This is a genomic window from Candidatus Tenderia electrophaga (assembly GCA_001447805.1).
Lineage (GTDB): Bacteria > Pseudomonadota > Gammaproteobacteria > Tenderiales > Tenderiaceae > Tenderia > Tenderia electrophaga.
Genome location: CP013099.1, coordinates 189766 through 210701, shown reverse-complemented (window position 1 = coordinate 210701; position 20936 = coordinate 189766). Strand labels below are relative to the sequence as shown.

Genomic DNA, 20936 nt, shown 5'->3' with positions numbered 1-20936 from the left:
GGCGGGTGGTGAGAAATGCACGCTAGGGCCGGCGGATGGAATATTGCACAGCGCCTTCACCGGCACGGGTCTGTGTCGGGGTCATGGCAAAGATATTCCCGGCCCCGGCATCGTGCACCGCGGTGATGTTGAGGGCGCGGTCGATCGACCAGCTGATGGCCTTGTCGTACAACAGGGGCGTATAGTCGGCGACGGTATCGGGCTCAGCCACCGCCACATCGTTATCGACCGTCAGTGCCGGCGTGTGTACATGCTTGGTAATGCTTACCGTGTGACCGGCGGGGATGCGGTACCAGCCGCTGACTGCGGCGATGTTTTCGGAGCTTGTGTCGTCATGGACCGTGAAGCCCGCGGTTGCGAAATGCTGTTGTTCTTCCAGGAAGGCGTGACTGTCTAGGGGGTAACCCGGTTCGCTTTGATAAGTGTAACGCTCGAACTGCTTGAAATAAGGCACCACAATACATGTCGTCAATTCATCATCGACACTGGTATCCACGTAATCCACCAAGCGCTGCCAGTTACTTATTAAAACCGGCTGAGACAGCCCCTGCTGACTGGTGACATTCAGGAGATAATCGTAGTCATAGGTAGTCGTGGCACTGAAAGACTGATTGGCGGACGATATTTCATTACTGGCGAAGAGCTCATCGAATACGGCGGCCAGATCGACATCTACACGTTGCGAATCCTCAGGTGGTTCCGGCGCATCGGAAAATACGTTGATAGGCTCACCGATAGTCGCCGGGGGCGTCATCGCCTTCACCCAGCCATTGCCGTCAAATTGATACATCTCGTTAACCATCTCGAAACGCCGGTTGACCAAACTACCGATACACAAATCGGACGCATTTTCGATCACGCCCACCCGCCACATAGGGGTCGTCACTTGACGCACCTTATGCTCGCGCAGCAACTGTTCCACGTCGCGCCGCGCCACATGCCCGCCGGCGTCATCGGGCTGAATATAGAAGGCCTTGCCACTCGTGTTGGTAAAGGTATAGGCCAGCGCGGTAATGTCCCGGTCATACAGAGCGGCGCGGTCGGCGAATGCAGTGGACTCAAACAATGCCGCACTCGGCTCACGAATGTGTTCCATCTCAATGCCGGCCACGGCGAAAGCGGCGCGGAATGCAAACAGTTTTTCGACGCGATTGCCGGCCTTGTCGCGCACTTCGACGCGCACGCCGTGTTCATCCGTCGGCAAGGACTGATGCCAACTGCTGTGCAAGGTCTCGCCGGCCAGTGGCACCAGATACTCGCCGGCCAGCGGCGTCAGCGGGCGCCAGTCGGCCAGGGTGATGCCGTTCTTTTCATAACGCATGCGCACCTGCAATTCAGCGGCGCCGGTCGCGACGCCGGTGTCCAATGCATCGATCGCCGCAAAGGCGAAATAGGGAATGCCGGCGCCGTCCAGGGCGGCACGCGTAATCGCGGTGCCATCGAGATCGGCCTGGTGCGTTTCGATATACACCGGTGCGTCGGTATTGCTGTCGGCCAGCATGCCGTTGACCAACTCCGAGGCCTGGATAAAACGTGCCTGACTGTGGCCGGCGCCGCTGTCGATCTGCGGCGGCGTCTGGTCCAGGACGACAGTCACCTGCTCGGCGAAGCTGTTGCCCGCCCAATCCTCCAGGCGCATGGCGACCGGGTTGTTACCCGGCTGCAGGGCGCGCGCCAGCGACCAGCTGTTATCGGGGTTTATGCTCACCGCCTCAGCATCGATCTCAAACTGCAGTATCCCCGAGCCGTTGTCACCCACTGTGCCGCTGAGCAGATAATTCTCTTGATTGGTGTACAGGCGTGAGCTGACGTTGACATAGGGCAGCGTGTTGTCGAACTGAAACACGATGGCATGGTTCGCCACCGGATTACCGAGCCAGTCCAGGGCACGCATGGCGACCGTGTGCTGGCCGTCAGCGAACTGGCGGGTATCGATGGGGACGCGCATCTCGCCCGGCACCGCCGCCACGGGCAGATCGAAATCATCCACACTGAAACGTACACTGCTGATCAGTTCGGGGCTGTCCAATGTCACCGCATACTCAAATACGCCGCTGCGATAGCTACCCAGGTTTTCATCCCCCGATACAGCCACCTGCCCGCCGCTGAGGTCGGGTGCCACACCGGCAAACAGGCGGTGCTCACTGTTGACCAGACGGAAGGCCAGGGGCAGCAGCTGCTCGACACTGACACCGCTGAGATTGGCCTTGCCCGCCGCCATGGCCAGCATGTGCTGCGCCAGTGACAGCCGGTAGGCATTCGGCCCCAGGCCGACCGTGCCCAGCGCCAGCGCGTTGCCGGCCTTGCCGTCGAGCAGGCCGTCGGCGGCGACTTCGTCGTACAGCACCTGGCTCAAAGCGATGGAGGTATAGACCGCATGGGGCGCCAGGCCGTTTTGCTCATTCACGCGCTTGGTCCAGCTGGACAGGGCCGAGAGAAAAAAGCCGTAGAGGTAATCGGGCGTCAGCTCGCTCGTGCCCTGCTCGGCGATGCTGCGCGGCCGCACCGCCGCCACGTCGATGCCGAACAGCTCATTGAGCTCCGCCGTGGCGGTATCGATGGCCGCCTCCACCGCCATGCCCGAGTCCAGGTAATAGCGCACCAGGGCCGCCGTCAGATGCGTCAGGGGCGTCACCATCACGCTCATCGACTGGCCCGGCCGGTTGACGGCCAGCGCCTTTAACACCTGGTCTTGCTCCAGCTCGACGCGCTGTCCGGTGGCCAGCTCGATGTATTCACCACCGCGCGCCTCGAGCAGCAGCAAACGACGCTCGACGCCGTCGACCTGGAGGCTGTAGCCACCGTCCTGGGCGGTGGTGGTGCTGGCCAGCAGCTCGCCTTTGACGCCGTCATCAAAGCCATAGACATTGAGCAAGGCGCCGCCGACGGCGTCATCCACCACGTAACCGGAGACGGTATTCAGCGGCCGTTGCGGCGGCACGTCGCCTGATTCGCTGCCGGGGATCCCGTTACAGGCCGCCAGCCCCGCTAAAGACAGACACAATGCCGTGATGAGGGTACTGCGGGTGGCACGATCCATAGGTAATTTCCTTATTAAAGACCGAACAGCACAATGACCGACAAAGAAAACTCGCGACTGCCATCACCCGCCGGCAGACTCTGCTCCAGCTTGACGGCCATGTCCCAGCCATTCAGCCCCGCTTCGACAATGTAGTTCAACAACAAGGCCGGGATAAATTCAGAACGCTGCGGGTAGCTCTGGGCCAGGAAGCCTGCGCCATCGAGGCGGTGACGGTTCTCAAAGCGCTCGCGGGCCAACTGCACGCCCGCGCCCAGCCAGGAGCTTCCAACGGTTGGGACACCGAGGCGGCGCTGGAACGAGGCCCTGAGCCCCAGCTGGCGTACGCGCTGACCGATGTCGGTGGTGGACGCCGGCAACACCGCATCCTGATAAAAGGCCTCGGCCCAATAGCGATAGGGTCCGCTGGCCGGCTGGGTATAGACCACGTTGAGCGGCCGCACCACCCATTCGGCGGCACTGGCGCCGGCGGGGTCCTCGACGGTGAGCCGGGCATACCCCAGCCCCAGCCCGATACGGTCGCTGCGCTCGGGCATGCCGATGGCGGCGGCCGAGACCGGACCACTGACCAGGCATAACAGCCAAACGCCCAATACACCCCTGCCGCGCTTCAACCTCCTAGCCCGCATTTCTCACCGGGTTCGCGGGAGCAGTATGTCACTGCTTGGTCGATCGGCATTCTTGATACCCCTCCATCAGTTTCAATCAACTACACCACAGCCATTAGCCGCCCGGTGAGAAATGCGGGCGAGTCCCTTTGCTCAAATCGCCTCCTGCGAAGATGTGCCGCTATGCGACAAGTGTTCCAGACACTTATTGCACCTGATGGACCATATTCTGAATCACCAATCTATCCCCCTGCCTGACGACTTCCAACGCTAGCTCGCCCTGTTGCGACAAACCCTCATCACCGTTGTTGCGCCATACCGTCACGGTGAAATTGCCGCGCCCGTATGCCTCCTTGTCGCGCTGTTTCCACCACATGTCGTCGATGCGCATGTAGCGCATTTCGGTGCTATTGAACAAGGCCAGATAATCCTTTCTAATGCTGCCCACCCCCCGGGCCCCATCCGCTTCGGCATCGGCTGCAAACAGCCCCACCAGCCTTTCCAGGTTGCCGGACTCATAGTAGAAAATCAGATTGTAGAGCAGTTCGGTGAGTTCGAATTCACTAAACATTGCGCCCGGCGCCTGGGGCGACTCGAACGCCGGCGGCGGTTCATCGACCACGCGGGTATCGGGCAACTTAGCGACGACCTCAGGCTCAGGAGTCTTGGCCGGCGCAGTGTGTTGCGGTTCTATCGACGCCGTTGCTGCCGCAACCGGTGCCGGTGGCTGGGTGGCTGGCTGTTGCTCGACTGCCGCCGTTACCGGCGCTTTCTGCGTCACAACCATGGGTTTCGACGGCACTGCGCCTGACTTGGCCGAGGCGGGCGGCGTCTCCGCTTGGGGTGCGGGTTTAGGCTCGGCGTGTTTCTCGACTGACTGGGTTTCGAGCGCGGCGGGCGCGGAAACAACAGACGCTGAGCCGGTCTTGTCCGCGGGCGCGGGCGCCGTGCCCGCATGGGCGTGTTCATTGGCGGCGGCTGCCGCTGGCGGCTGACTGTCCGGCATTGCCGCCTCAGTTATCTGCGCCGTGATGTCGGCCCCGCGCTCTGTGAACGCGTCGGTCCCATCCCCGGCCGCCACCGGCGCACCGATGACCGGCGTCATGTCCGCGTCATCAAAACCGGCGTCTGCCTCAGGCGCCGTCAGGCCATGGATGGCGTAACCGTCGAGTTCGGCCAGAAACTCGGATTCATGCGGGTCTCCCGCGTGCATCACCGGCTGCCGCGTCGCGGGCGGCTGGGATTGCTCCGGCTGGGATTGGGATTGCGCCGGGGCGCTCAGCGGCGGCGCGGCGCTCGGGATCAAGGCAGCGGCTCGAGACCACACATCGTCCGCGTGCCGGATGCCGAACCATGCGGCAGCGGCGACGGCCACCAAGGCGAACATCAACACAATCCATTTTTGACCGCCGCCACCACGGTGCTCGCGCGGGTCGGCGGCGGGATAAGGCGTCTCGACGTGCTCCATTGCGATGGAAGGCTGGCTGAGCGCTCGCCCGGCAAGCTCGGGCGGCAGTGGCTGCGCAAGGCTGTCTTCATCCGCCGCAGCGCTCGGCGCCGTCGCCGGCGGCTCGGGCATGTTATCCCTGTCAGGTGTTCCATCACGGCCGTCAAAGGCGGGTTCGAAGGCGGCGCCGTCATTTTCACCCTGCGTACGCGCGCGCTGCACCGCGGCACCGGCGTCTGCGCCCACGGCTTTGCGCTCGGCCCGGGGTTCGCTGTCCGCCTCGGCGTCATTGGCGGCGTCCAGAGAGGCATCGGCTTGGGTCAGGGGCGCCATCGCCGGCAGTTCCCGCGACAGCGGGATACTGCACAGGGCAAACGAGCCGGTGGATTCTTCTTTCAATTCGGTCAGCACTGCCTGCGCCAGGGCTTGGTCGATGTCGTGGCGCTCGTCCAGAGACGCCGCCAACAACAGGCGATCGCAGAATATATTGATCAAGCGCGGAATCCCGTGGCTGACGCCATAGGTCAACGCCAGCGCATCGCCGCTGATACAGGGATCGCCGCGCCAGCCGGCGCAGTGCAGACGATGGGCGATGTAGCCGCGGGTCTCGTCGGCGCTGAGCGACTTCAAGTGACAGGAGGCGATGACACGTTGGGCCAGCTGTTCCAACTCCGGTCGCGCCAGCATCTCCTGCAGCTCCTGTTGACCGAGCAACAGAATCTGCAACAGCGGCTGTTCGGCAATCTGAAAATTGGACAGCATGCGCAGCTCTTCCAGGGACTTCAGCGGCAGGTTTTGCGCCTCATCCACGATCAGCACCACGCGCTTGCCCTGACGCGCCCGGGCCTTGAGAAAGTTTTCGATGCCGATCAGCAAAGAGGCCTTGCTCTTGCCGTCACTGTAGACATCGAAACAGTGACCGACGGCTTGCAGGATGTCGTCGGCACCGAGATTGGTGCTGGTCAGCCCGGCCACCACCAGGGATTCACCGGCCAGATCGGTGAATAAGGTCTGGACCAGGGTGCTCTTGCCGGTGCCGGGTTTCCCCGTAACCACCACGAAGCCCTGCCCCTGGTGCAGGCCATAGCGCAAATAGGCCAGCCCGCGTTTATGGCCGCTACTGGCATAAAAAAGCCGCGCGTCTGGCACCAACCGGAAGGGGTTGGCGTTTAGCCGGTAAAACGATTCATACATTCCAACTACCCGCAATAGGCCCGTTTGGGCGCAGTCATCATGAGACGTCCCTATCCCTCACCCGCATTGCAATTCCTTATTCTTGTGCGCGAATTATACTACCGATCGCATCCGGGCAGAAACCTGGTTTTATTACCCAATCAACGGCGTGTCGGCACCGGCAACCGCCAGGGAGCTGTTATCATGGCCCGCAGCGAAAACTTTTTGACTGCTTATGGCAAAACCAAAGACGCATTTCTGGCAACACAAGACCCTCGACCAGATGAGCCGCAGGGAATGGGAATCGCTGTGCGACGGCTGCGGCCGTTGTTGTCTCAACAAGCTGGAGGATGACGACAGCGGCGCCATCTTCTACACCGATGTCGCCTGCAAATTGCTGGACTCGGACAGCTGCCGCTGCCGCCACTATCGCCAACGCGTCCGCCATGTGCCCGACTGCCTGGTGCTGGACATGGATCACCCGGAGTATTTCAAGTACCTGCCCGACACCTGCGCCTACCGCCGCCTTTATGAAGGCAAGTCCCTGCCCGACTGGCACCCCTTACTCAGCGGCGATCCCGGCAGTGTTCACCGCGCCGGCATTTCGGTGCGCGGGCGCTGCATCTCCGAAGAACAGATTCACCCCGATGCCTTGGAAGACCATATAATCGAGTTTCAAACATAACGATTGCAGTGACCATGTTGAATGTATGCAGACTTGCCTTGGCGCTGGCCGGAGTGCTTTCCTCCGCCTCGGCACTGGCCGCCAGCCGGGGCTTGATCCTGAGCCAGGACAGCGCCCAACTCTATTATCTGAGCGACATCAACGACACGCTGCTGCGCAATTCGCGCCAGCAGCTGAGTCTGATCGTGGCCAAGGAACAGGATCCGCGCAACCTGCTGCTGCAGGCCGACGCCGAACTGCTCGACTATCAGCGTCAGGTGCTGGGTACGCGCACCCTGAGCCCCAAGGCCGGGCTGATATACGGCAACTCGCACGACCAGGACTACGGCGCCCTGCTCGCCGGCGCCATTTTGCGCCAGCCGCCCAGCGCCGAACGTCACCACGAGTGGCTGGTCGAGCTCTTCCTCGCCCCCCATTTGGGCAGCCACAAGGAGAGCGGCAACGAGTGGCGAATGGACTTTGAATGGACCTGGGGTTTCAGGATCCAGGTCAACTATCCGCTGCCGGACCAGGCCGAACTCAATCTCGGCTTTCGCAAAATCGAAGTAGATCTGCACGAGCGCCAGCCCTCCTCCTTCGAAACCGGTCTGTTTTTTGGTCTTTCCTACAGGTTTTAACTCACGATGCAAACACTCCCCGACCTGCATATCCTGCAACACATCGTCATCACCGCCGCACGCGAGGAGCTGCTGCCGCGCTTTACCCGGGTGGAACGCAGTCACAAGACCGACGGCAGCGTCATCACCGCGGCCGACCTGGCCATGCAGGGCCGCCTCCAAACTGCGCTGCAACAACAGTGGCCACACATCGGTTTTCTCGGCGAAGAGATGGAGGCCGCCGAGCAAGCCCGTCTGATGGCCGACCCGACGCGGCCCCTGTGGGTGCTGGACCCGCTCGACGGCACCAGCAACTTCGCCGCCGGCCTGCCCGTATTCTCTGTCTCGTTGGCCTTGCTGTATCGAGGCGAAACCGTGCTGGGCCTGGTCTACGACCCGATCCGCGACGAATGCTTCAGCGCCGCGAAGCATGGCGGTGCACAGCTCAACGGTGAAGCCCTGGGCCGACACCGGCCCGAGGGCCCGCTGAAAAAGGGCATCGGCCTGGTCGACTTCAAACGCCTGGCGCCCGAGCTGGCCACGCGCCTGGTCCGCGACATGCCCTACAGCTCGCAGCGCAGCCTGGGCTCGGTGGCGCTGGACTGGTGCTGGATCGCCGCCGGCCGCTGCCACGTCTACTTGCACGGCAAACAGAAACTGTGGGACTACGGTGCCGGTCATCTCATCCTCGCCGAGGCGGGCGGCTACTCCTGTACCCTGCAGGGCGACCCGGTATTTCAGGCCAGCCTGCAAGCGCGTTCGGCCGTGGCATCGCTGGACCTGGAACTGTTCGTGGCCTGGAGCCGCTGGCTCGGCATTCAGTCAGCGTAATTTGGTCATCACTTCCGCTTTCGCGGATAATGGCGCAGCAGCACATCACACAAGGTCTTACATGAGCAGCAAACAAGCCTCCAAGCGCGGCAGCCGCAAATATATATTGCGCGCCTTTCAGCAACGTTTCGATCTGGATCGGCTCGACTACAAGCGGCGCATCAAGCCGGGCAGGGACGTGGCCAAGATCACCGGGCTGATCCTGGCCGCCGCCGTCTATCTCACCGGCTTCGGCCTGGCCCTCTACAGTTACAACCAAGGCATGATCGACGCCAATTTCCTAAACAAAATCTCATGGATCTTCATGATCCCCGCCTCGGTGGTGGGCATGTTCGCCTACCTGATCACCAGCAACCGGCGCGAGTTTCCCATCCGCGAGGATATCCGCGCCCATGTACGCGACTTCGAAGGCGAAGGCGGTTATCTGTGGCGCTACGCCCCCATCCTCGAGCAACTGGAATTGAAGAAAATCGACATGGAATGGCTGGTCACCGCCTCGCGCGAAGGCCGCCTGGCGGAGATGGCCCCCGAGGACATCTGCACCAGCGTCCACGCCCTTTACGCTGCCCTGCAGGACAAGCATCCGGCCGCCGGCGCCGCCGCCATCGACCAGATCGAACAAAATCTCGACCAGGCACCCGCCACCGACTAGTCCGGTGATAAATGCGGACGAGGCGCCTTTACAGCCTCCCTTTCGCGCCGTAGAATTGCGGCCTCATACACTTCAAGGTGTTCCAAGGGCGTCCGCCCGAGGGATGAAACGGGAAGTCGGTGCGCATCCATTCAGCATGCAAGTCCGACGCTGCCCCCGCAACGGTAAGTGAGTAAGGCCGGATATCCATGCCACTGCGTTTTTGACGTGGGAAGGCCATCCCGCCAAGCATGACTCACAAGCCCGGAGACCGGCCTTGAGTGAATGCAGTGTGTTGCGGCGGGCGGCACCGGCAGGCAGGTCTCCCCCCCTGTTCCTTGTCAAGTCCTTCCGCAATATTCGTCATTGACGCCGCCCGGGTGTGTGCGGCAAAACCGGAAGGATCACTATGCAACAACGCCTTATCAGCTTTATCTGCAGCACCGCATTGACCGCCGCCGGCGCCGCCCAGGCCAGCGATATCAACCCTGTCTTAGTCACGGCCACACGCACGGCGGAAACCGCCGACCAGAGCCTGGCCTCGGTCAGCGTCATCGACCGCCGCGCCATCGAGCGCAGCCAGGCGCAAAGCGTGGAAGAACTGCTCGCGGCCCGGGCCGGCATCGACATGGTGCGCGCCGGCGGCCCCGGCAGCCAAACCAGTCTGTTCATGCGCGGCACCAATTCCGACCATGTGCTGGTGCTGGTGGACGGCCTGCGACTCGGCTCGGCCACCAACGGCACCACGGCGCTGAATTTCATACCCCTGAACCAAATCGAGCGTATTGAAATCGTACGCGGACCGCGCTCCAGCCTCTACGGCTCCGAGGCCATCGGCGGGGTCATTCAAATCTTCACCCGTCAGGGCGGTGACGACTACCGCACCCAGTTTGAAACCGGCGTCGGCAGTCATAATCTACGCCGCGACAAGCTGGCAACCCGCGGCAGCCACGGTAACAGCCGTTACAGTTTCACCCTTTCCAACTTGGAATCCGACGGCTTCGACGCGCGCCGCCCCACGCCCGGCCCGTTCGGGGTCGACCAACCTGACGACGACGGCTATACCAACCGCGCCGTCTCACTGGGCCTGGAACACCGTTTCGACAGCGGCCTCGAACTCGACGGCCGCATTATGCGCGCCCAGGGCGAAAACGAATTCGACAGCAGCTTCGACAACAGCGCCGATTTCGTGCAACAGGTCACCGCCGTCACCGCGGCCTATCCCGTGAACGCCCTGTGGTACAGCAGCCTGACCCTGGGCCAGACCCGCGATGAATATGACAGCTTTAGCAATGGCACCCCAGCATCCAGTTTTCACACCCAGCGGCGCCATGCCCAATGGCAAAACAACGTGTTTCTGAGTAGCAGCGACACACTCACCCTGGGCATCGATTTTCAACGCGACGAAGTGGAAAGCAATACCGCCTTCACAATCACCGAACGCGACAACACCGGCACCTATGTGCAGTACCAAGGGGCAAAGGACGAGCACGATTATCTGCTCAGCCTGCGCCATGACAATCATGACGCCTTTGACAGCGAGACCACCGGCAACCTGGCCTGGGGCTATGACATCAACCAACCCTTGCGCGTGACCGCCAGCTACGGCACCGCCTACAAGGCGCCCACCTTCAATGATTTATATTGGCCCGGCAGCGCCTTTTATACCGGCAATCCCAATCTGAAACCTGAAAGCTCCGCCACCGCCGAGATCGGTCTCGCGGGGCAACACGACTGGGGCGGCTGGAATATCAACGTCTTTCAAACCGAGATCGAGGACCTGATCGTATTTGACGGCACAGTCAGCCCCAGCACGGTGAACAATCTGGACCAGGCGGAAATCGACGGCATCGAAATCGGCGTGGATAGCGCACTGGCGGATTGGCACATCGGCGCCGAGCTAACGCTGCTGGATGCCCAAAATCCACAAACCGGTAATACCCTGCCGCGACGGGCCGAGAAAAGTCTGCGCCTCAATGTGGACCGCAGCCTCGGCCGCGCTGAAGTGGGCGTCAGTCTGATCGCCCAGAGCAGCCGTTACGACGACGCCGCCAACACCACCGACGTGGCGGGTTACGGCATTGTCAATGTGCGCGCGGCAATGGCGCTGAACAAGCACTGGCGCCTGAAGGGCAGTATCGAGAATGTCGGCGACAACAGCTATGAACTGGTGGACAGCTATAGCACGGGCGGTCGCATGGTGTTCATCGGTGTCAGCTACGACACGCTGTAAGCGGTGGCGACGCTGGCGACAAGCCATGGTTTCAAAGCGGGGTCGGGACGCCGGCTCAGCATCCTGCTGGGTTTGTCCATTGCCTTGCATCTCGTGCTAATCGCCATGTGGCAAGGCACACCCAATATTGCACTGCAAACCGGGCCGGTGGTCACGGTGCGGCTCAATGCGCCGGAACCCCATGCCGAACCGCCAATCGATGCAGCGGCGCAGGCGGCACCTGCAGCGCAGCATGACATCGCGCCCACGCCGCGCGCGCGCAGCGCGCCTGCAACGCAGACGGCCGCCGCGGCAGCCGAACCCCGTCCAGCGCAAGCGCCGGCTGAATCGTCCAAGGTTCGCCCGGAACCCACCACAGCGCGTCCTCCTGCTCAGCCCGCCCCCGAACCTGAAACGACACAATCACACGCCAAAGCGGCGGGGGCGTCGTGGGAGACCGCCAAGGCCAAAGTGCTGGCGCGGGTGCGCGATGACATCGCGCGTCATTTCAGCTATCCGCCCATGGCGCGAAAACTGGGCTGGGAAGGGGAGGTGCTACTCGGAATCCATATCCTGGCCAACGGCGACATCGAGCGCGTCGTCATCGCCCAGAGTTCGGGCCATGCCGTGCTCGATCATTCAGCGCTGGAGACGCTACAGCGCATCGGCCAGGTCGGCGGCGCCGCGGCATGGCTGCAAGGACACAGCCTGGAACTGACCCTGCCCGTCATTTATCGCCTGACCAGCAGCTGATATAAAAAAATCTTCTACGGCCTGTTAACACAAAAACTCCGGCTGGTCCTGCCGCGGCATCTGCAAAAACCAGCCCTGTTCCTCGATATGTTTCAGCACTTCGCCGGCATCCTCCTGAGCCAGTCGGCGCTCGGGGGTGAGCTCGAATTCCAGCACGCGCTCAACCGGCGAGATCATATTCATCAAGGCCTCGGGCACGCGCGTCATGTCGTCCTCTTCGGGTAGATAGAGGTAGGTCATGTCCTTTTTGTTACTGCGATACACCGCACATTTCATAAATATACCCATTGTTATTTTCGGACCGCGGGCGAGATTTTAATCCATAACCGCCCAAAATTCGATTCTTCATGACCGTCTCTCCATAATGTAGACGACCGTTGTCATTGTGCAAGCGGTCAAAGCCCAGCCCGCTGAGTCGAAGCCATAAACGCATCATCGTTTTCATTATTGTTATTCTGCTCGCCGTTTTCACAGTGCTGCAGTTGTCCAACAGACCGGTATCGCGCAATGCGAGGCGCAAGCGCCCGCCGTTGTGGGCGGCTTACAGTGCCGATGCTGTAGGCATTGGGTTCGACGCGGCGGCAAATATCGCGGCTGTTGCTGAACGCGGCGCTGGCGTTGAGCCTGTTGGGCGGAATCGCCGGCCTAATCCTTGGGGCCGGTGCTGCCGTAATAGTTAATTGGGTGATACCGGCCCTGCCGATCCAGCTCTCTCTCAACTATATCCTGCTGGCGGAACTGGTGGCCGGTTCCATCGGTTTGTTTGCCGGTGTCGTACCCGCGCGGCGGGCGGCCGGGCTCGCCCCGGTCGAAGCACTGCGGGCGGAATAGCACATACAAGGTTTACAGGCACAGGAGTCAACATGGACAGAGCTGAGCTGGAACAAAAACTGGACGAGCTGAAGAAAAAGCACGCCGTGATTGAAAAGACCTGGCAAAAGGCCGGCAATCGGCCCCTGCTGCAGTTCTTCGTCGAGATTATTCCCAAGGTGCTGAACTGTGAGCGCATCAGCATTTTTATCCATGACCCGGTCGACGCCAACCTGTGGGTACAGTGCGGCACCGGCGTCAAGGAACGCCAGATCGAAGTGCCCCAAAAAGGGTCCGTGGTGGGCCGCGCCATCGAAACCGGCGAACCGGTGTTTGAAAAAGACATGCAGCGTCAGATGGGGCCGCACGATACCGTGGCGCTGAAAACCGGCTACGTCACTTACAACACCCTGTGCGTACCGGTGCGCGCCGTGACCTCCGACAAGATCACCGGTGCGATCCAGGCGGTCAATAAAAAGGCCTCGGTGGAATTCAAACCGGAAGATTTAGACATCCTGCAGAAGCTGGCCTTCAACATTCAAATGCATTTGGAGAATATGTTCCTGCGCCAGGAGATGGCCAAGATTTCGACCCAGATGAGCAAACAGATCTTTCTGCTGGAAAAGAAACTCCGAGAGGCTTAACCCGCAGCGAGCTGCGGGGCTGTATGCATCAAGTTGCGCTCACAATACGGTTACGCCCCTGTTCCTTGGCTTGGTACAAGGCCTTGTCGGCGCGACGATAGACATCGTCGATCTCATCCTCCGGTCCGAAGCCCGCCACGCCCAGCGACATGGTAATGGGCACTGGCGTGCCCTCATAGACAAATTCACAACCCGCCACGCCCTGACATAATTTTTCCGCCACCACCTTGGCGGCCTCAAGCGCGGTTTCCGGCAACAACACGACGAACTCCTCACCCCCGACGCGGGCGACGAAATCGGTCTGCCGCACATGCTGGTTGATGCTTTTGGCGATCGCCATCAGGGCGCGATCGCCGGCCTTATGGCCGTAGCTGTCATTGATGCGTTTGAAGTGATCGACATCACATACCAACATGCTCAAGGGATTGCCGTAGCGCTGCCAGCGGGCGAATTCTTGTTCCATGCGCCGCTCATAGCCGAGCCGATTGGCGACGCAGGTGAGCGGATCGGTCATGGCCTGGATGCGTTCCTGGGCCAGGCGGGCGCGCAGGCGTTCACTCTCGCCTTCCATTTCCACCAGACGATAATTCAGCGTCTTGAGTTGTTGTTCCAACTCGGTCTGGCGTCGCTCTTCCTGCTGGCGCTTGTCGGCCAGGTGGCGGCGGATGTTTTCCAGACTGCCGCGGATCACGCCCTTCATCTGACCGATGTCGGCGGCGCTGTGGACGCTCTGCTCGATGTCGTTGACTTCGGCCTGGACGATTTCATCCAGTTCACGGCCGCTGGCCAATGAGGCCTGACGCCGGCTTTCGGCGCCGTCGACCATGGCATCCAAGGCCTGCAGGCGCTGGCTGAGCTGATCGAGAAACAATTCCAGCGCTTCCTTTTCACGCTCCAACTGTTGCTGCACATCATTCACCAGCCCCACCATGCGCTTGACCAGGTCACCGACCGCCTGCGCCGAAAGGCCGGCCTCAAGCTGCTTCCTTAATGCCTGCACCCGCGGCGCGAAACCGGCCGGGACCGCCAGGCTCCCGAGAAAATCCAGCCATAGGGTCTCGATGCCGTGGCGCGCTGCAGCCTGGGAGGCGGCCGGCGCAACCGGGGCGGTGCCGGCCGCATCGCTCTCCCCCATCTCTGCGCGGGATTCGGCGGCCACGACAGAAGCGGATTTATCGCCGCCGGCGAAGATCTTCCGCCACCAACCGCCCTGTTGAGCGCCGCCTTGCTTATCTTCGTAGAAGGCCGCCACCACCAGGCCGGTAAACTCCTCCACCAGCGCCTCCAGGCGTTGCTCGGCAGCGCGCGCATTGAGCCCGCGGCGCAGGCGTTTGAGTTTGGATTGGTAGGCGGGGGGAAATTCGACGCCAGTGACGATCTTGCGCAACACCTCCAGCCCGGCCTGATCCGGGTCGGCCACAGGTTCCACCCCGCCACTCTCATCCAAGGTCTTCAGATATTCGGAAATCTTGGCGACCAGATCGTCGAAATCATCGCCCTTGACCTGGTCCTGCAGCGCCCGGCGCAGTTTTTTGAGCTGCACATCCAGGCCCGGATTGAGCCCGGTGGAGACCAGGGCCAGACGGCTCAGGCCGTGACGCAGGCTGGCGTCGGTGCGGCGCCAGGCATGCTCCTTATCCTCGAGCTGCTCCAAGGCCTCAAGGTATTTGGTCTTCCACTTATCCGGTTCGCTATTGTTAGCCGACATGTGTCGCTCCCCTGCTAGCCCGCATTTCTCACCGTGATAGGCCACGGACGGGAACCGTATATCATTGCCCGGTCGATCGACATGCTTGATAATCCTCCATCGGTTTCAGTCATCCACACCACAGCCCTTGGCCACCCGGTGTGAGAAATGCGGGTTAGCGCTTTGGCATCCCCGCCCCGCGGCTATCCAGCTTGCGACGCACCTGGTCGAGATAGCCGCACATCTGCTCCGCCCCCTGCAGGATTCTCGGCGTGTGGCGCTGGATGATATCCGGGTGAATCACGTACAGACTCTCCTGTTTAACGGCCGCTAGGGCCTCCCACTTCAGCCAGGCCTGCAACCACTCGGGGCGCTCCACCGCCCTGCCGCTGGCGATGATGACCTGCGGATCGGCCACCAGCACCGCCTCGGTGGAGACCTGGGGCGCCAGAGTGGGCAGGTCGGCGAAGATATTGTCGCCGCCGCACAGGTCCATGACGGCGCTGATCAGGTGCTCGCCGTTGACCGTCATCAGCGGCCGGTGCCAGATCTGATAGAACACCCGCAGCCGGGGCTTGCCGGCATGTTGGCGGCGCAGCTCGTGCAAGGCCTGGCGAAAGGCCTGTGCCGCGCGCGCGGCCTGCGCCTCGGTGCCCGCCAGACGGCCCAGACGCTCCAGACTGGTGGCGATATCCCCCAGACTGCGCGGATCGGAACGGTATACAGATAGGCCCAGAGATTGAAGCTTGTCGATCATCGCCGCGCCGCCACCGCTTTGCCAGATCACCACCAGATCGGGCTGCAGCGCCAGCAGCCGCTCCAGATCCAGCTGCAGCGCGGAGCCCAGATGGGTGATGTGGCGCGCCGCCGGCGGATAATCGCTGTGCTGATCCACGCCCACCACCCGCGCCCCGGCGCCGGCGGCAAACAACAGTTCGGTGAGATGCGGCGCCAGGCTGACGATACGCCCGGCCGGCTGCGCCAGCGCGACCTGTCGCCCGCTGTCGTCGGTGACCGTGACCGCGCCGGCCTGGGCCGGCGCGGATGGTGTTCCCAGCAGCCCGGCCCAGAGCGCCGCCAACAGCCATACGCGCGCGCAAACCAGTGTCAATTGATTGTGAAGCCCGAGCCGCCCCATTATGATTCTTAGCTCCTTGTATAATGTGTGAGGTATCGCATCGTGTTTTATCAGCGCATCTCGGCAGTATTGATTGGCTGCTGTGCCCTGCTGCCGGTGCGGGCCGACGAGGTGGCGCGCGAGCTATTGCAACACTGCCTGCCGGCCCCCGTCGCCATCAGCCTCCAGGCTGGCATTGACGTTGAGGTCACTTACAAGAACAAGGCGCCGGAAGCCTATCATTACCTGCGCCTGGAAGACCCACAGCGGATTTACATTGACCCCGACGGCGGACAGGGGCCGGCCCTGTTGTTGGACAAACCCAACGCACAGGCCTGGCGCTACGCGACGGACACCGGGCGGTTTTCCGCCGCCGGCGAAAGCAACACGCCCCTGTGGCTGCTCAGCGAGACCTTCATGCAGCCGCGCCGGCTCGACGCGTTTGAAGTAGCCATCAGCAGCCATAACAGTTTCGGCGGCATGGACTACTACACCCTGAATGCGACGCGCGCCGACGCGCCCTATCCGAAACGCAGTCTATCGTTCAAACGCGCCGCCGACGGCCGCTGCCACCTCATGCGCGCGGCCTATTTCAATAACGATAACAAACTGGACAAGAAACTCTTTTTTCAATGGCGCGTCATCGAGGGTCACACCCTGCTCAAGGCCCTGCACCTGGAAGACGTGAGCACGCTGACGGCGGTGCGCTATCACATCGACGCGGTGGACGTGGTGGACGCCATCGCGCCCGGGCGTTTCCCCACCCCGCCCGGGCTAGAGACACCCGGCATGGAATAATAAATGGGCGGCCGCCTCGCGTCCCTCGCCGTCGACGCGGATGCGGCTGATCGCGGCATTGGGCACCTGAATGCGGAACATACGCTCGGGCGGCGCCGCCAACACATGGCTGAGCAGCATGCGGATGACGCCGGCATGGGCCACCAGCAACACCTGGCCGCCGGCATGGGCCTGTAACAAATCCCACCAGGCGGCGACAATGCGTTGTTGGAATTCGCTCAGCGGCTCGGCCCGGGGCGGTCGATGGCGCACCGGGTCGGCGTAAAAGCGTTCCAGGGCATCCGGGTTCTGGGCTGTGATCTCGGCCTTGGTGCGCCCTTCCCAAACGCCGAAGCCGATCTCCTTGAAGCGCTCCTCCAGGCTCAGGGGCAGTGCGTGGCGCTGTGCCAGTTCCGCGGCGAAGGCGGCGCAGCGCCTCAGCGGTGAACTGACCACGGCCTGCCAGGGACAATGGTCCGCCACCGCCGCGCGCATCTGCGCCCAACCCTTGTCGCTGAGCGGATCGTCGACCTGGCCGCGATACTTGCTGCCGCCCACCGGTTCGCCGTGACGCATCAGATCCACCGTGGTCACCATCGGCTTCATCCTTTTTCGCCTTCCACTTCCGGGGCCTGCAGGGGTGCCGTCGGCCCTTGCCGTGTTTTCACAGCCTTGCGCACCAGATGGGGAATAAGCAAGTGCAGCGGCATGCGCAGATAATGGGAGCGCACGTAGAGCAGCCACCGCGCCAGCGGCGTCAGGGCGTCGTCGCAACTGACATGATCGGGCATCAGGGCGCGGCGCAGCAGGGCGTCCATGAGGTGTGACTGAGGGGCCGCCGGCCGGCCCAAGGCCGCCGCGCCTTTCCTGGCCACATCGGGCACGGGTGTTTGAAGAAACCTCGCCGTGTAGCGCAGGGCGTAATGCAGCGGCCGGCCCAACTCCAGCTCGGCGGCGCGCTCCACCAGTTCGTCCCAAAACCCATCGGTTGTACCGAAATGGCGCAGCAGGGCATCCAGGTCCACCAGGTCACGCAGGCCGTTTTCCAACTCGCCGTCATGGAACAGGTGGGTGGCGCTGTGCAGCACCATGTCTACATTCGACAGCGTATACAAATGGCGGTAACCGGGCAGGGGCTGGCGCCGCGCCAGCAGTTTTTCCGGATCGGGGTGCAGGCGCGCGGTCTCGGGCAGGATGGTGTGGTGCATGTCCACCACGGTGCCGCGGCGGCCGTGTTTCATGGGCGGCAGCTCGTGCATCCAGTTGCGGTAGTAGCGTTGATCGTATTCATCATGATGGGTGGTCATCCAACCGGCGCGGATCATATAGCGCTCGGCCTCGTCCAAATGCGCTTTGGGCACCAGGATATCGATGTCGGAAAAGATGCGTCCCCCGGCGGGCGGCAGTTGCGCGCCCACATAGGCCGCCCCTTTCAGCACCATCACCGGGGCGTCGAGGGGCCGCAACGCAGTCTCGATGCGACTCAGCTCGAAGCGCACCACCCGGGCCTGCTTGTCCGCCACCCGCAGCGCCGAGCGCAAATGCATGGCGACCTGGGGCGGCAGCGCATCCATGCGGCCGCTGCCTTGCATCAGCCAGCCCAGACGCGACAGCAATGAACTGTGGCGCGCTTGGCGGATGAGCAGATCCCAGTCGCCCAGACTCGCATCGACACCCGTATCGGGATGCCGGATCAGTTCGGTCAGGCGCTGCGCGGCGTGCCTCATTGCCCGGCCGCCAGCTTATCGAAGATGTGCACGGCATCATCCAGGCGACTGTAGCTGAAGTCGTAACAGTCGCTTTGGTCCAATAATTCTGTCAGCGCCTGAAACCCTTCATCTGCCAGCAGGCTGAAGTTGAAGGCGTTGTGGGCCAGGTCCATACAGGTCTGGGCCTTGCCACGGGGCGTCAGGCTGGCCGCGGCCTCCGGCACGTAGCGCGGCAGGATAATCCAGGCCGGCAGCGCGGCTTCGGCGGCGCGGGCTATACTGTCGGCGGGCGCCTTCATGTGGCACACCGTCCCCTTGTTGGTGTCTGCAACGCGCGGCCCGAACACCGCATCCGGCGCATACGCCTGCATGATATCGATGGAATTGTTCTTGAGATTGACCGGACGCGGCAGCGGCACCAGTTTACGCATTTGCAGGGAAAACATGGCCAATTCGTCGGAAAACAGGCGCCAGCCACAATTCACTAAGGCGGCGCAAAGCGTGCTCTTACCCGAGCCCGGCGGGGCCGGCAGGATGGCCGCCTTGCCGCCCTTTTCCACCACCGCCGCATGAATGATGAGATAGTCGTGGGCGTGGTTGGCGACACACCAGTTCAGGCCCCACTCGAACATGGGAAAGGCCTGCACCAAGGGCAAAGGCTTAAAGGGAATATGCCCGTCAAACGCGAACTGCACCTGGGGCCGAACCCAACGACGCAGGCCGGCCACCGCATCGACATTTAGATGGAAATCAGCGAATTCGGACCGCTCGCTGCGCGGGTATTCGAAATACAGTCGCGCCAAACCCTCGGCCACCGAGGCCAGGCCTGAGCGCAAATGGATGGAAAACGGCCCGGTCTGGAGGTAGACGCCGGTCTGTTCCAGCTGTGCGGCAAAATCGTTCACGGTACTTATCAGGAATCTCTACGCCTGCTCCACTAGGCCCAGGCTCAATAGCTGGCTCAGTGATTGTCTAATAAACAGACCGAGTTGAGAATCGCCGTCCAAGGCCAGACGGCGGGCAACGGCGTCTATAACCGCCTGCTCATCCAAGGGCGTTTGACTCAGACACTGTAGCAGCGCGGCCGTCGCCGCATCGAAGCGATGCAGGTCGCCGGAAAAACGCTCGTAGCCCACAGAGTCTGACGCCCATTCGCGCCACACCAAATCCACGCCGTGGGCCAGGCGCCACCGCTTGCCCTCAGGCATGCTTAGGAAAAATCGAGGCTAGGCGCGCAACCCAGCTGCGCACTAGCCATGCTTGGGATGGGGGGTCTCGGCGTCCCAACGGTGATTCAGGGCACTGAAAAAGTCGGCCAGATCGGCCACCGAACCGGTCCAACCGTTCCAGGTATTGATGACCCAGTCGGCATCGTAGCCGAAATAGGTCTGGCCGTAGAATTGGGCGTTGAGCAGGGAGCCGGCCGCTTTGAAGCCGGCGTTGTGATCATCGCTGATGTCGAGCTCGGCAGAGGCGCGCATCACTTGGATGAAGCTGGCATCGCCGTAGTTATAGACACCGGTGCCGAAATAATCATGAAACCGGGTCTCCGGTGTGAACGGCGCGGGCCAGTAATGATGGGGATAGGTGGCGGTGCCGCTGTCGCGCGAGCGGCGGCGGCTTCCGCCGCTGGACGGGCCGAGTACGGACTGGCTGCTCCAAACACCCTCGCTCTTACTGAAACACTGATCCACGTTGGGATCGATATTGGACAGATTGCCCGACATCATACCGGACACCGTACACTGGTACGCACCCAGCACCGGACGACTGTTGAGGGTCATAATCAGGGGCGCGCCGAGCAGGCCCGCCTTGGTGAATTTGCGCCGCGTCAGCCCGGCATTGTCCGGCTGCTCGGCACGCTTGTTGTCATGGGCATCCGACACTTTGTGACCCTTCTGCATGTCGTTACTCATAATCCACATACTCCTGAAATACCGGCGACATCCGGCAACTGATTAAAAATATTGGCGAAATATACCATATTCCGGACATAGCCATGGCATCCGACGCCTGATTGCCGGGTGAGTTTGCAAGAACCATACCTATTTCCCCTAGACATCTGATTTGGCGAAACTTTCCTTCTGCCGACGGTTTGCAGCGGGCGGCGGCGATGCCAGCGCCGAAACACATGTGTAAAATTAGTCGACACTCACCCACCCCCCTGCACTCGACGGCCATTGCAGGTAAGATATCCGCCTTGAATTTTGCCATGT

The 20936-nt window shown here is 62.0% G+C and carries 21 protein-coding genes; 9 read left to right on the top strand and 12 right to left on the bottom strand.

Annotated elements, in window-relative coordinates; genetic code table 11:
• Nucleotides 1-22: 22 nt before the first annotated feature.
• The 3 genes from Tel_01025 to Tel_01015 all read right to left on the bottom strand — a co-directional run bounded on the left by Tel_01025 (nucleotide 23) and on the right by Tel_01015 (nucleotide 6289).
• Nucleotides 23-3040 (bottom strand): hypothetical protein, encoded by a 3018-nt coding sequence (locus Tel_01025; protein ALP51832.1) that lies wholly within the window; start codon nucleotides 3038-3040, stop codon nucleotides 23-25.
• 14 nt (nucleotides 3041-3054) lie between these two features.
• Nucleotides 3055-3633, bottom strand: a complete 579-nt coding sequence (locus Tel_01020) for a hypothetical protein (protein ID ALP51831.1) — start codon at nucleotides 3631-3633, stop codon at nucleotides 3055-3057.
• A gap of 220 nt (nucleotides 3634-3853) precedes the next feature.
• Nucleotides 3854-6289, bottom strand: a complete 2436-nt coding sequence (locus Tel_01015; GenBank protein ALP51830.1) for a hypothetical protein — start codon at nucleotides 6287-6289, stop codon at nucleotides 3854-3856.
• Nucleotides 6290-6503: 214 nt separating this feature from the next.
• On the opposite strand from Tel_01015, the gene Tel_01010 reads away from it, so the two are divergent.
• From Tel_01010 to Tel_00985, 6 genes are all read left to right on the top strand, one after another.
• The gene (locus Tel_01010) at nucleotides 6504-6953 is read left to right on the top strand and encodes a hypothetical protein (protein ALP51829.1); all 450 of its coding nucleotides are present in this window, start codon (nucleotides 6504-6506) and stop codon (nucleotides 6951-6953) included.
• 38 nt (nucleotides 6954-6991) lie between these two features.
• Nucleotides 6992-7570 (top strand): hypothetical protein, encoded by a 579-nt coding sequence (locus Tel_01005; GenBank protein ALP51828.1) that lies wholly within the window; start codon nucleotides 6992-6994, stop codon nucleotides 7568-7570.
• 6 nt (nucleotides 7571-7576) lie between these two features.
• The gene (locus Tel_01000) at nucleotides 7577-8380 is read left to right on the top strand and encodes an inositol monophosphatase (GenBank protein ID ALP51827.1); all 804 of its coding nucleotides are present in this window, start codon (nucleotides 7577-7579) and stop codon (nucleotides 8378-8380) included.
• Nucleotides 8381-8441: 61 nt separating this feature from the next.
• The gene (locus Tel_00995; GenBank protein ALP51826.1) at nucleotides 8442-9032 is read left to right on the top strand and encodes a hypothetical protein; all 591 of its coding nucleotides are present in this window, start codon (nucleotides 8442-8444) and stop codon (nucleotides 9030-9032) included.
• Between the two features lie 388 nt (nucleotides 9033-9420).
• On the top strand, nucleotides 9421-11244 hold the full coding sequence (locus Tel_00990; GenBank protein ID ALP51825.1) for a hypothetical protein: 1824 nt from the start codon (nucleotides 9421-9423) through the stop codon (nucleotides 11242-11244).
• A gap of 72 nt (nucleotides 11245-11316) precedes the next feature.
• Nucleotides 11317-11976, top strand: a complete 660-nt coding sequence (locus tag Tel_00985) for a hypothetical protein (protein ALP51824.1) — start codon at nucleotides 11317-11319, stop codon at nucleotides 11974-11976.
• A gap of 24 nt (nucleotides 11977-12000) precedes the next feature.
• Here Tel_00985 and Tel_00980 read toward each other — a convergent pair whose 3' ends face one another.
• A complete protein-coding gene (locus Tel_00980) occupies nucleotides 12001-12252 on the bottom strand; it encodes a hypothetical protein (protein ID ALP51823.1) in 252 nt (83 codons plus the stop codon).
• Nucleotides 12253-12573: 321 nt separating this feature from the next.
• On the opposite strand from Tel_00980, the gene Tel_00975 reads away from it, so the two are divergent.
• Nucleotides 12574-12807 (top strand): hypothetical protein, encoded by a 234-nt coding sequence (locus tag Tel_00975; GenBank protein ID ALP51822.1) that lies wholly within the window; start codon nucleotides 12574-12576, stop codon nucleotides 12805-12807.
• A 32-nt stretch (nucleotides 12808-12839) separates the two neighbouring features.
• Nucleotides 12840-13430, top strand: coding sequence for a hypothetical protein (locus tag Tel_00970; protein ID ALP51821.1), 591 nt, complete (start codon nucleotides 12840-12842; stop codon nucleotides 13428-13430).
• Between the two features lie 28 nt (nucleotides 13431-13458).
• On the opposite strand, the gene Tel_00965 is transcribed toward Tel_00970, so the two are convergent.
• Entirely contained in the window at nucleotides 13459-15138 is a 1680-nt protein-coding gene (locus tag Tel_00965; GenBank protein ALP51820.1) for a hypothetical protein, read from the bottom strand.
• 154 nt (nucleotides 15139-15292) lie between these two features.
• Nucleotides 15293-16198, bottom strand: coding sequence for an ABC transporter substrate-binding protein (locus Tel_00960; GenBank protein ALP54685.1), 906 nt, complete (start codon nucleotides 16196-16198; stop codon nucleotides 15293-15295).
• Nucleotides 16199-16282: 84 nt separating this feature from the next.
• Here Tel_00960 and Tel_00955 point away from each other — a divergent pair, with 84 nt between their 5' ends.
• A complete protein-coding gene (locus tag Tel_00955) occupies nucleotides 16283-17032 on the top strand; it encodes a hypothetical protein (GenBank protein ALP51819.1) in 750 nt (249 codons plus the stop codon).
• Here the strand turns inward: Tel_00955 and Tel_00950 are convergent.
• From Tel_00950 to Tel_00925, 6 genes are read right to left on the bottom strand one after another with little or no spacing between them, the layout of a single operon-like run.
• Nucleotides 17009-17608 (bottom strand): phosphoglycerate kinase, encoded by a 600-nt coding sequence (locus Tel_00950; protein ID ALP54684.1) that lies wholly within the window; start codon nucleotides 17606-17608, stop codon nucleotides 17009-17011. The two genes, Tel_00955 and Tel_00950, sit on opposite strands and share 24 nt — an antisense overlap.
• Nucleotides 17609-17613: 5 nt before the next feature.
• Nucleotides 17614-18738: a hypothetical protein gene (locus tag Tel_00945; GenBank protein ALP51818.1), complete on the bottom strand. Its 1125-nt coding sequence runs from the start codon at nucleotides 18736-18738 to the stop codon at nucleotides 17614-17616.
• The gene (locus Tel_00940; GenBank protein ID ALP51817.1) at nucleotides 18735-19637 is read right to left on the bottom strand and encodes an aldolase; all 903 of its coding nucleotides are present in this window, start codon (nucleotides 19635-19637) and stop codon (nucleotides 18735-18737) included. The genes Tel_00945 and Tel_00940 overlap by 4 nt, the downstream gene beginning before the upstream one ends.
• Before the next feature lie 6 nt (nucleotides 19638-19643).
• Complete coding sequence (locus Tel_00935; GenBank protein ALP51816.1) at nucleotides 19644-19928, bottom strand: hypothetical protein; 285 nt, start codon at nucleotides 19926-19928, stop codon at nucleotides 19644-19646.
• A 42-nt stretch (nucleotides 19929-19970) separates the two neighbouring features.
• Entirely contained in the window at nucleotides 19971-20636 is a 666-nt protein-coding gene (locus Tel_00930; GenBank protein ID ALP51815.1) for a hypothetical protein, read from the bottom strand.
• Nucleotides 20629-20934, bottom strand: coding sequence for a hypothetical protein (locus Tel_00925; GenBank protein ID ALP51814.1), 306 nt, complete (start codon nucleotides 20932-20934; stop codon nucleotides 20629-20631). Before Tel_00925 ends, Tel_00930 begins: the two co-directional genes overlap by 8 nt.
• Between the last annotated feature and the right edge of the window lie 2 nt (nucleotides 20935-20936).

Excerpts from the sequence above, each read along its gene's own strand:
- Tel_01000 (ALP51827.1), top strand. The coding sequence starts at position 7,577 with ATGCAAACACTCCCCGACCTGCATATCCTGCAACACATCGTCATCACC.
- Tel_00950 (ALP54684.1), bottom strand. The coding sequence starts at position 17,608 with ATGGTGACCACGGTGGATCTGATGCGTCACGGCGAACCGGTGGGCGGC.
- Tel_00935 (ALP51816.1), bottom strand. The coding sequence starts at position 19,928 with ATGCCTGAGGGCAAGCGGTGGCGCCTGGCCCACGGCGTGGATTTGGTG.
- Tel_00990 (ALP51825.1), top strand. The coding sequence starts at position 9,421 with ATGCAACAACGCCTTATCAGCTTTATCTGCAGCACCGCATTGACCGCC.
- Tel_00945 (ALP51818.1), bottom strand. The coding sequence starts at position 18,738 with ATGAGGCACGCCGCGCAGCGCCTGACCGAACTGATCCGGCATCCCGAT.
- Tel_01025 (ALP51832.1), bottom strand. The coding sequence starts at position 3,040 with ATGGATCGTGCCACCCGCAGTACCCTCATCACGGCATTGTGTCTGTCT.
- Tel_00980 (ALP51823.1), bottom strand. The coding sequence starts at position 12,252 with ATGAAATGTGCGGTGTATCGCAGTAACAAAAAGGACATGACCTACCTC.
- Tel_00965 (ALP51820.1), bottom strand. The coding sequence starts at position 15,138 with ATGTCGGCTAACAATAGCGAACCGGATAAGTGGAAGACCAAATACCTT.
- Tel_01010 (ALP51829.1), top strand. The coding sequence starts at position 6,504 with ATGGCAAAACCAAAGACGCATTTCTGGCAACACAAGACCCTCGACCAG.
- Tel_01015 (ALP51830.1), bottom strand. The coding sequence starts at position 6,289 with ATGTATGAATCGTTTTACCGGCTAAACGCCAACCCCTTCCGGTTGGTG.
- Tel_00930 (ALP51815.1), bottom strand. The coding sequence starts at position 20,636 with ATGAGTAACGACATGCAGAAGGGTCACAAAGTGTCGGATGCCCATGAC.
- Tel_00925 (ALP51814.1), bottom strand. The coding sequence starts at position 20,934 with ATGGCAAAATTCAAGGCGGATATCTTACCTGCAATGGCCGTCGAGTGC.
- Tel_00995 (ALP51826.1), top strand. The coding sequence starts at position 8,442 with ATGAGCAGCAAACAAGCCTCCAAGCGCGGCAGCCGCAAATATATATTG.
- Tel_00970 (ALP51821.1), top strand. The coding sequence starts at position 12,840 with ATGGACAGAGCTGAGCTGGAACAAAAACTGGACGAGCTGAAGAAAAAG.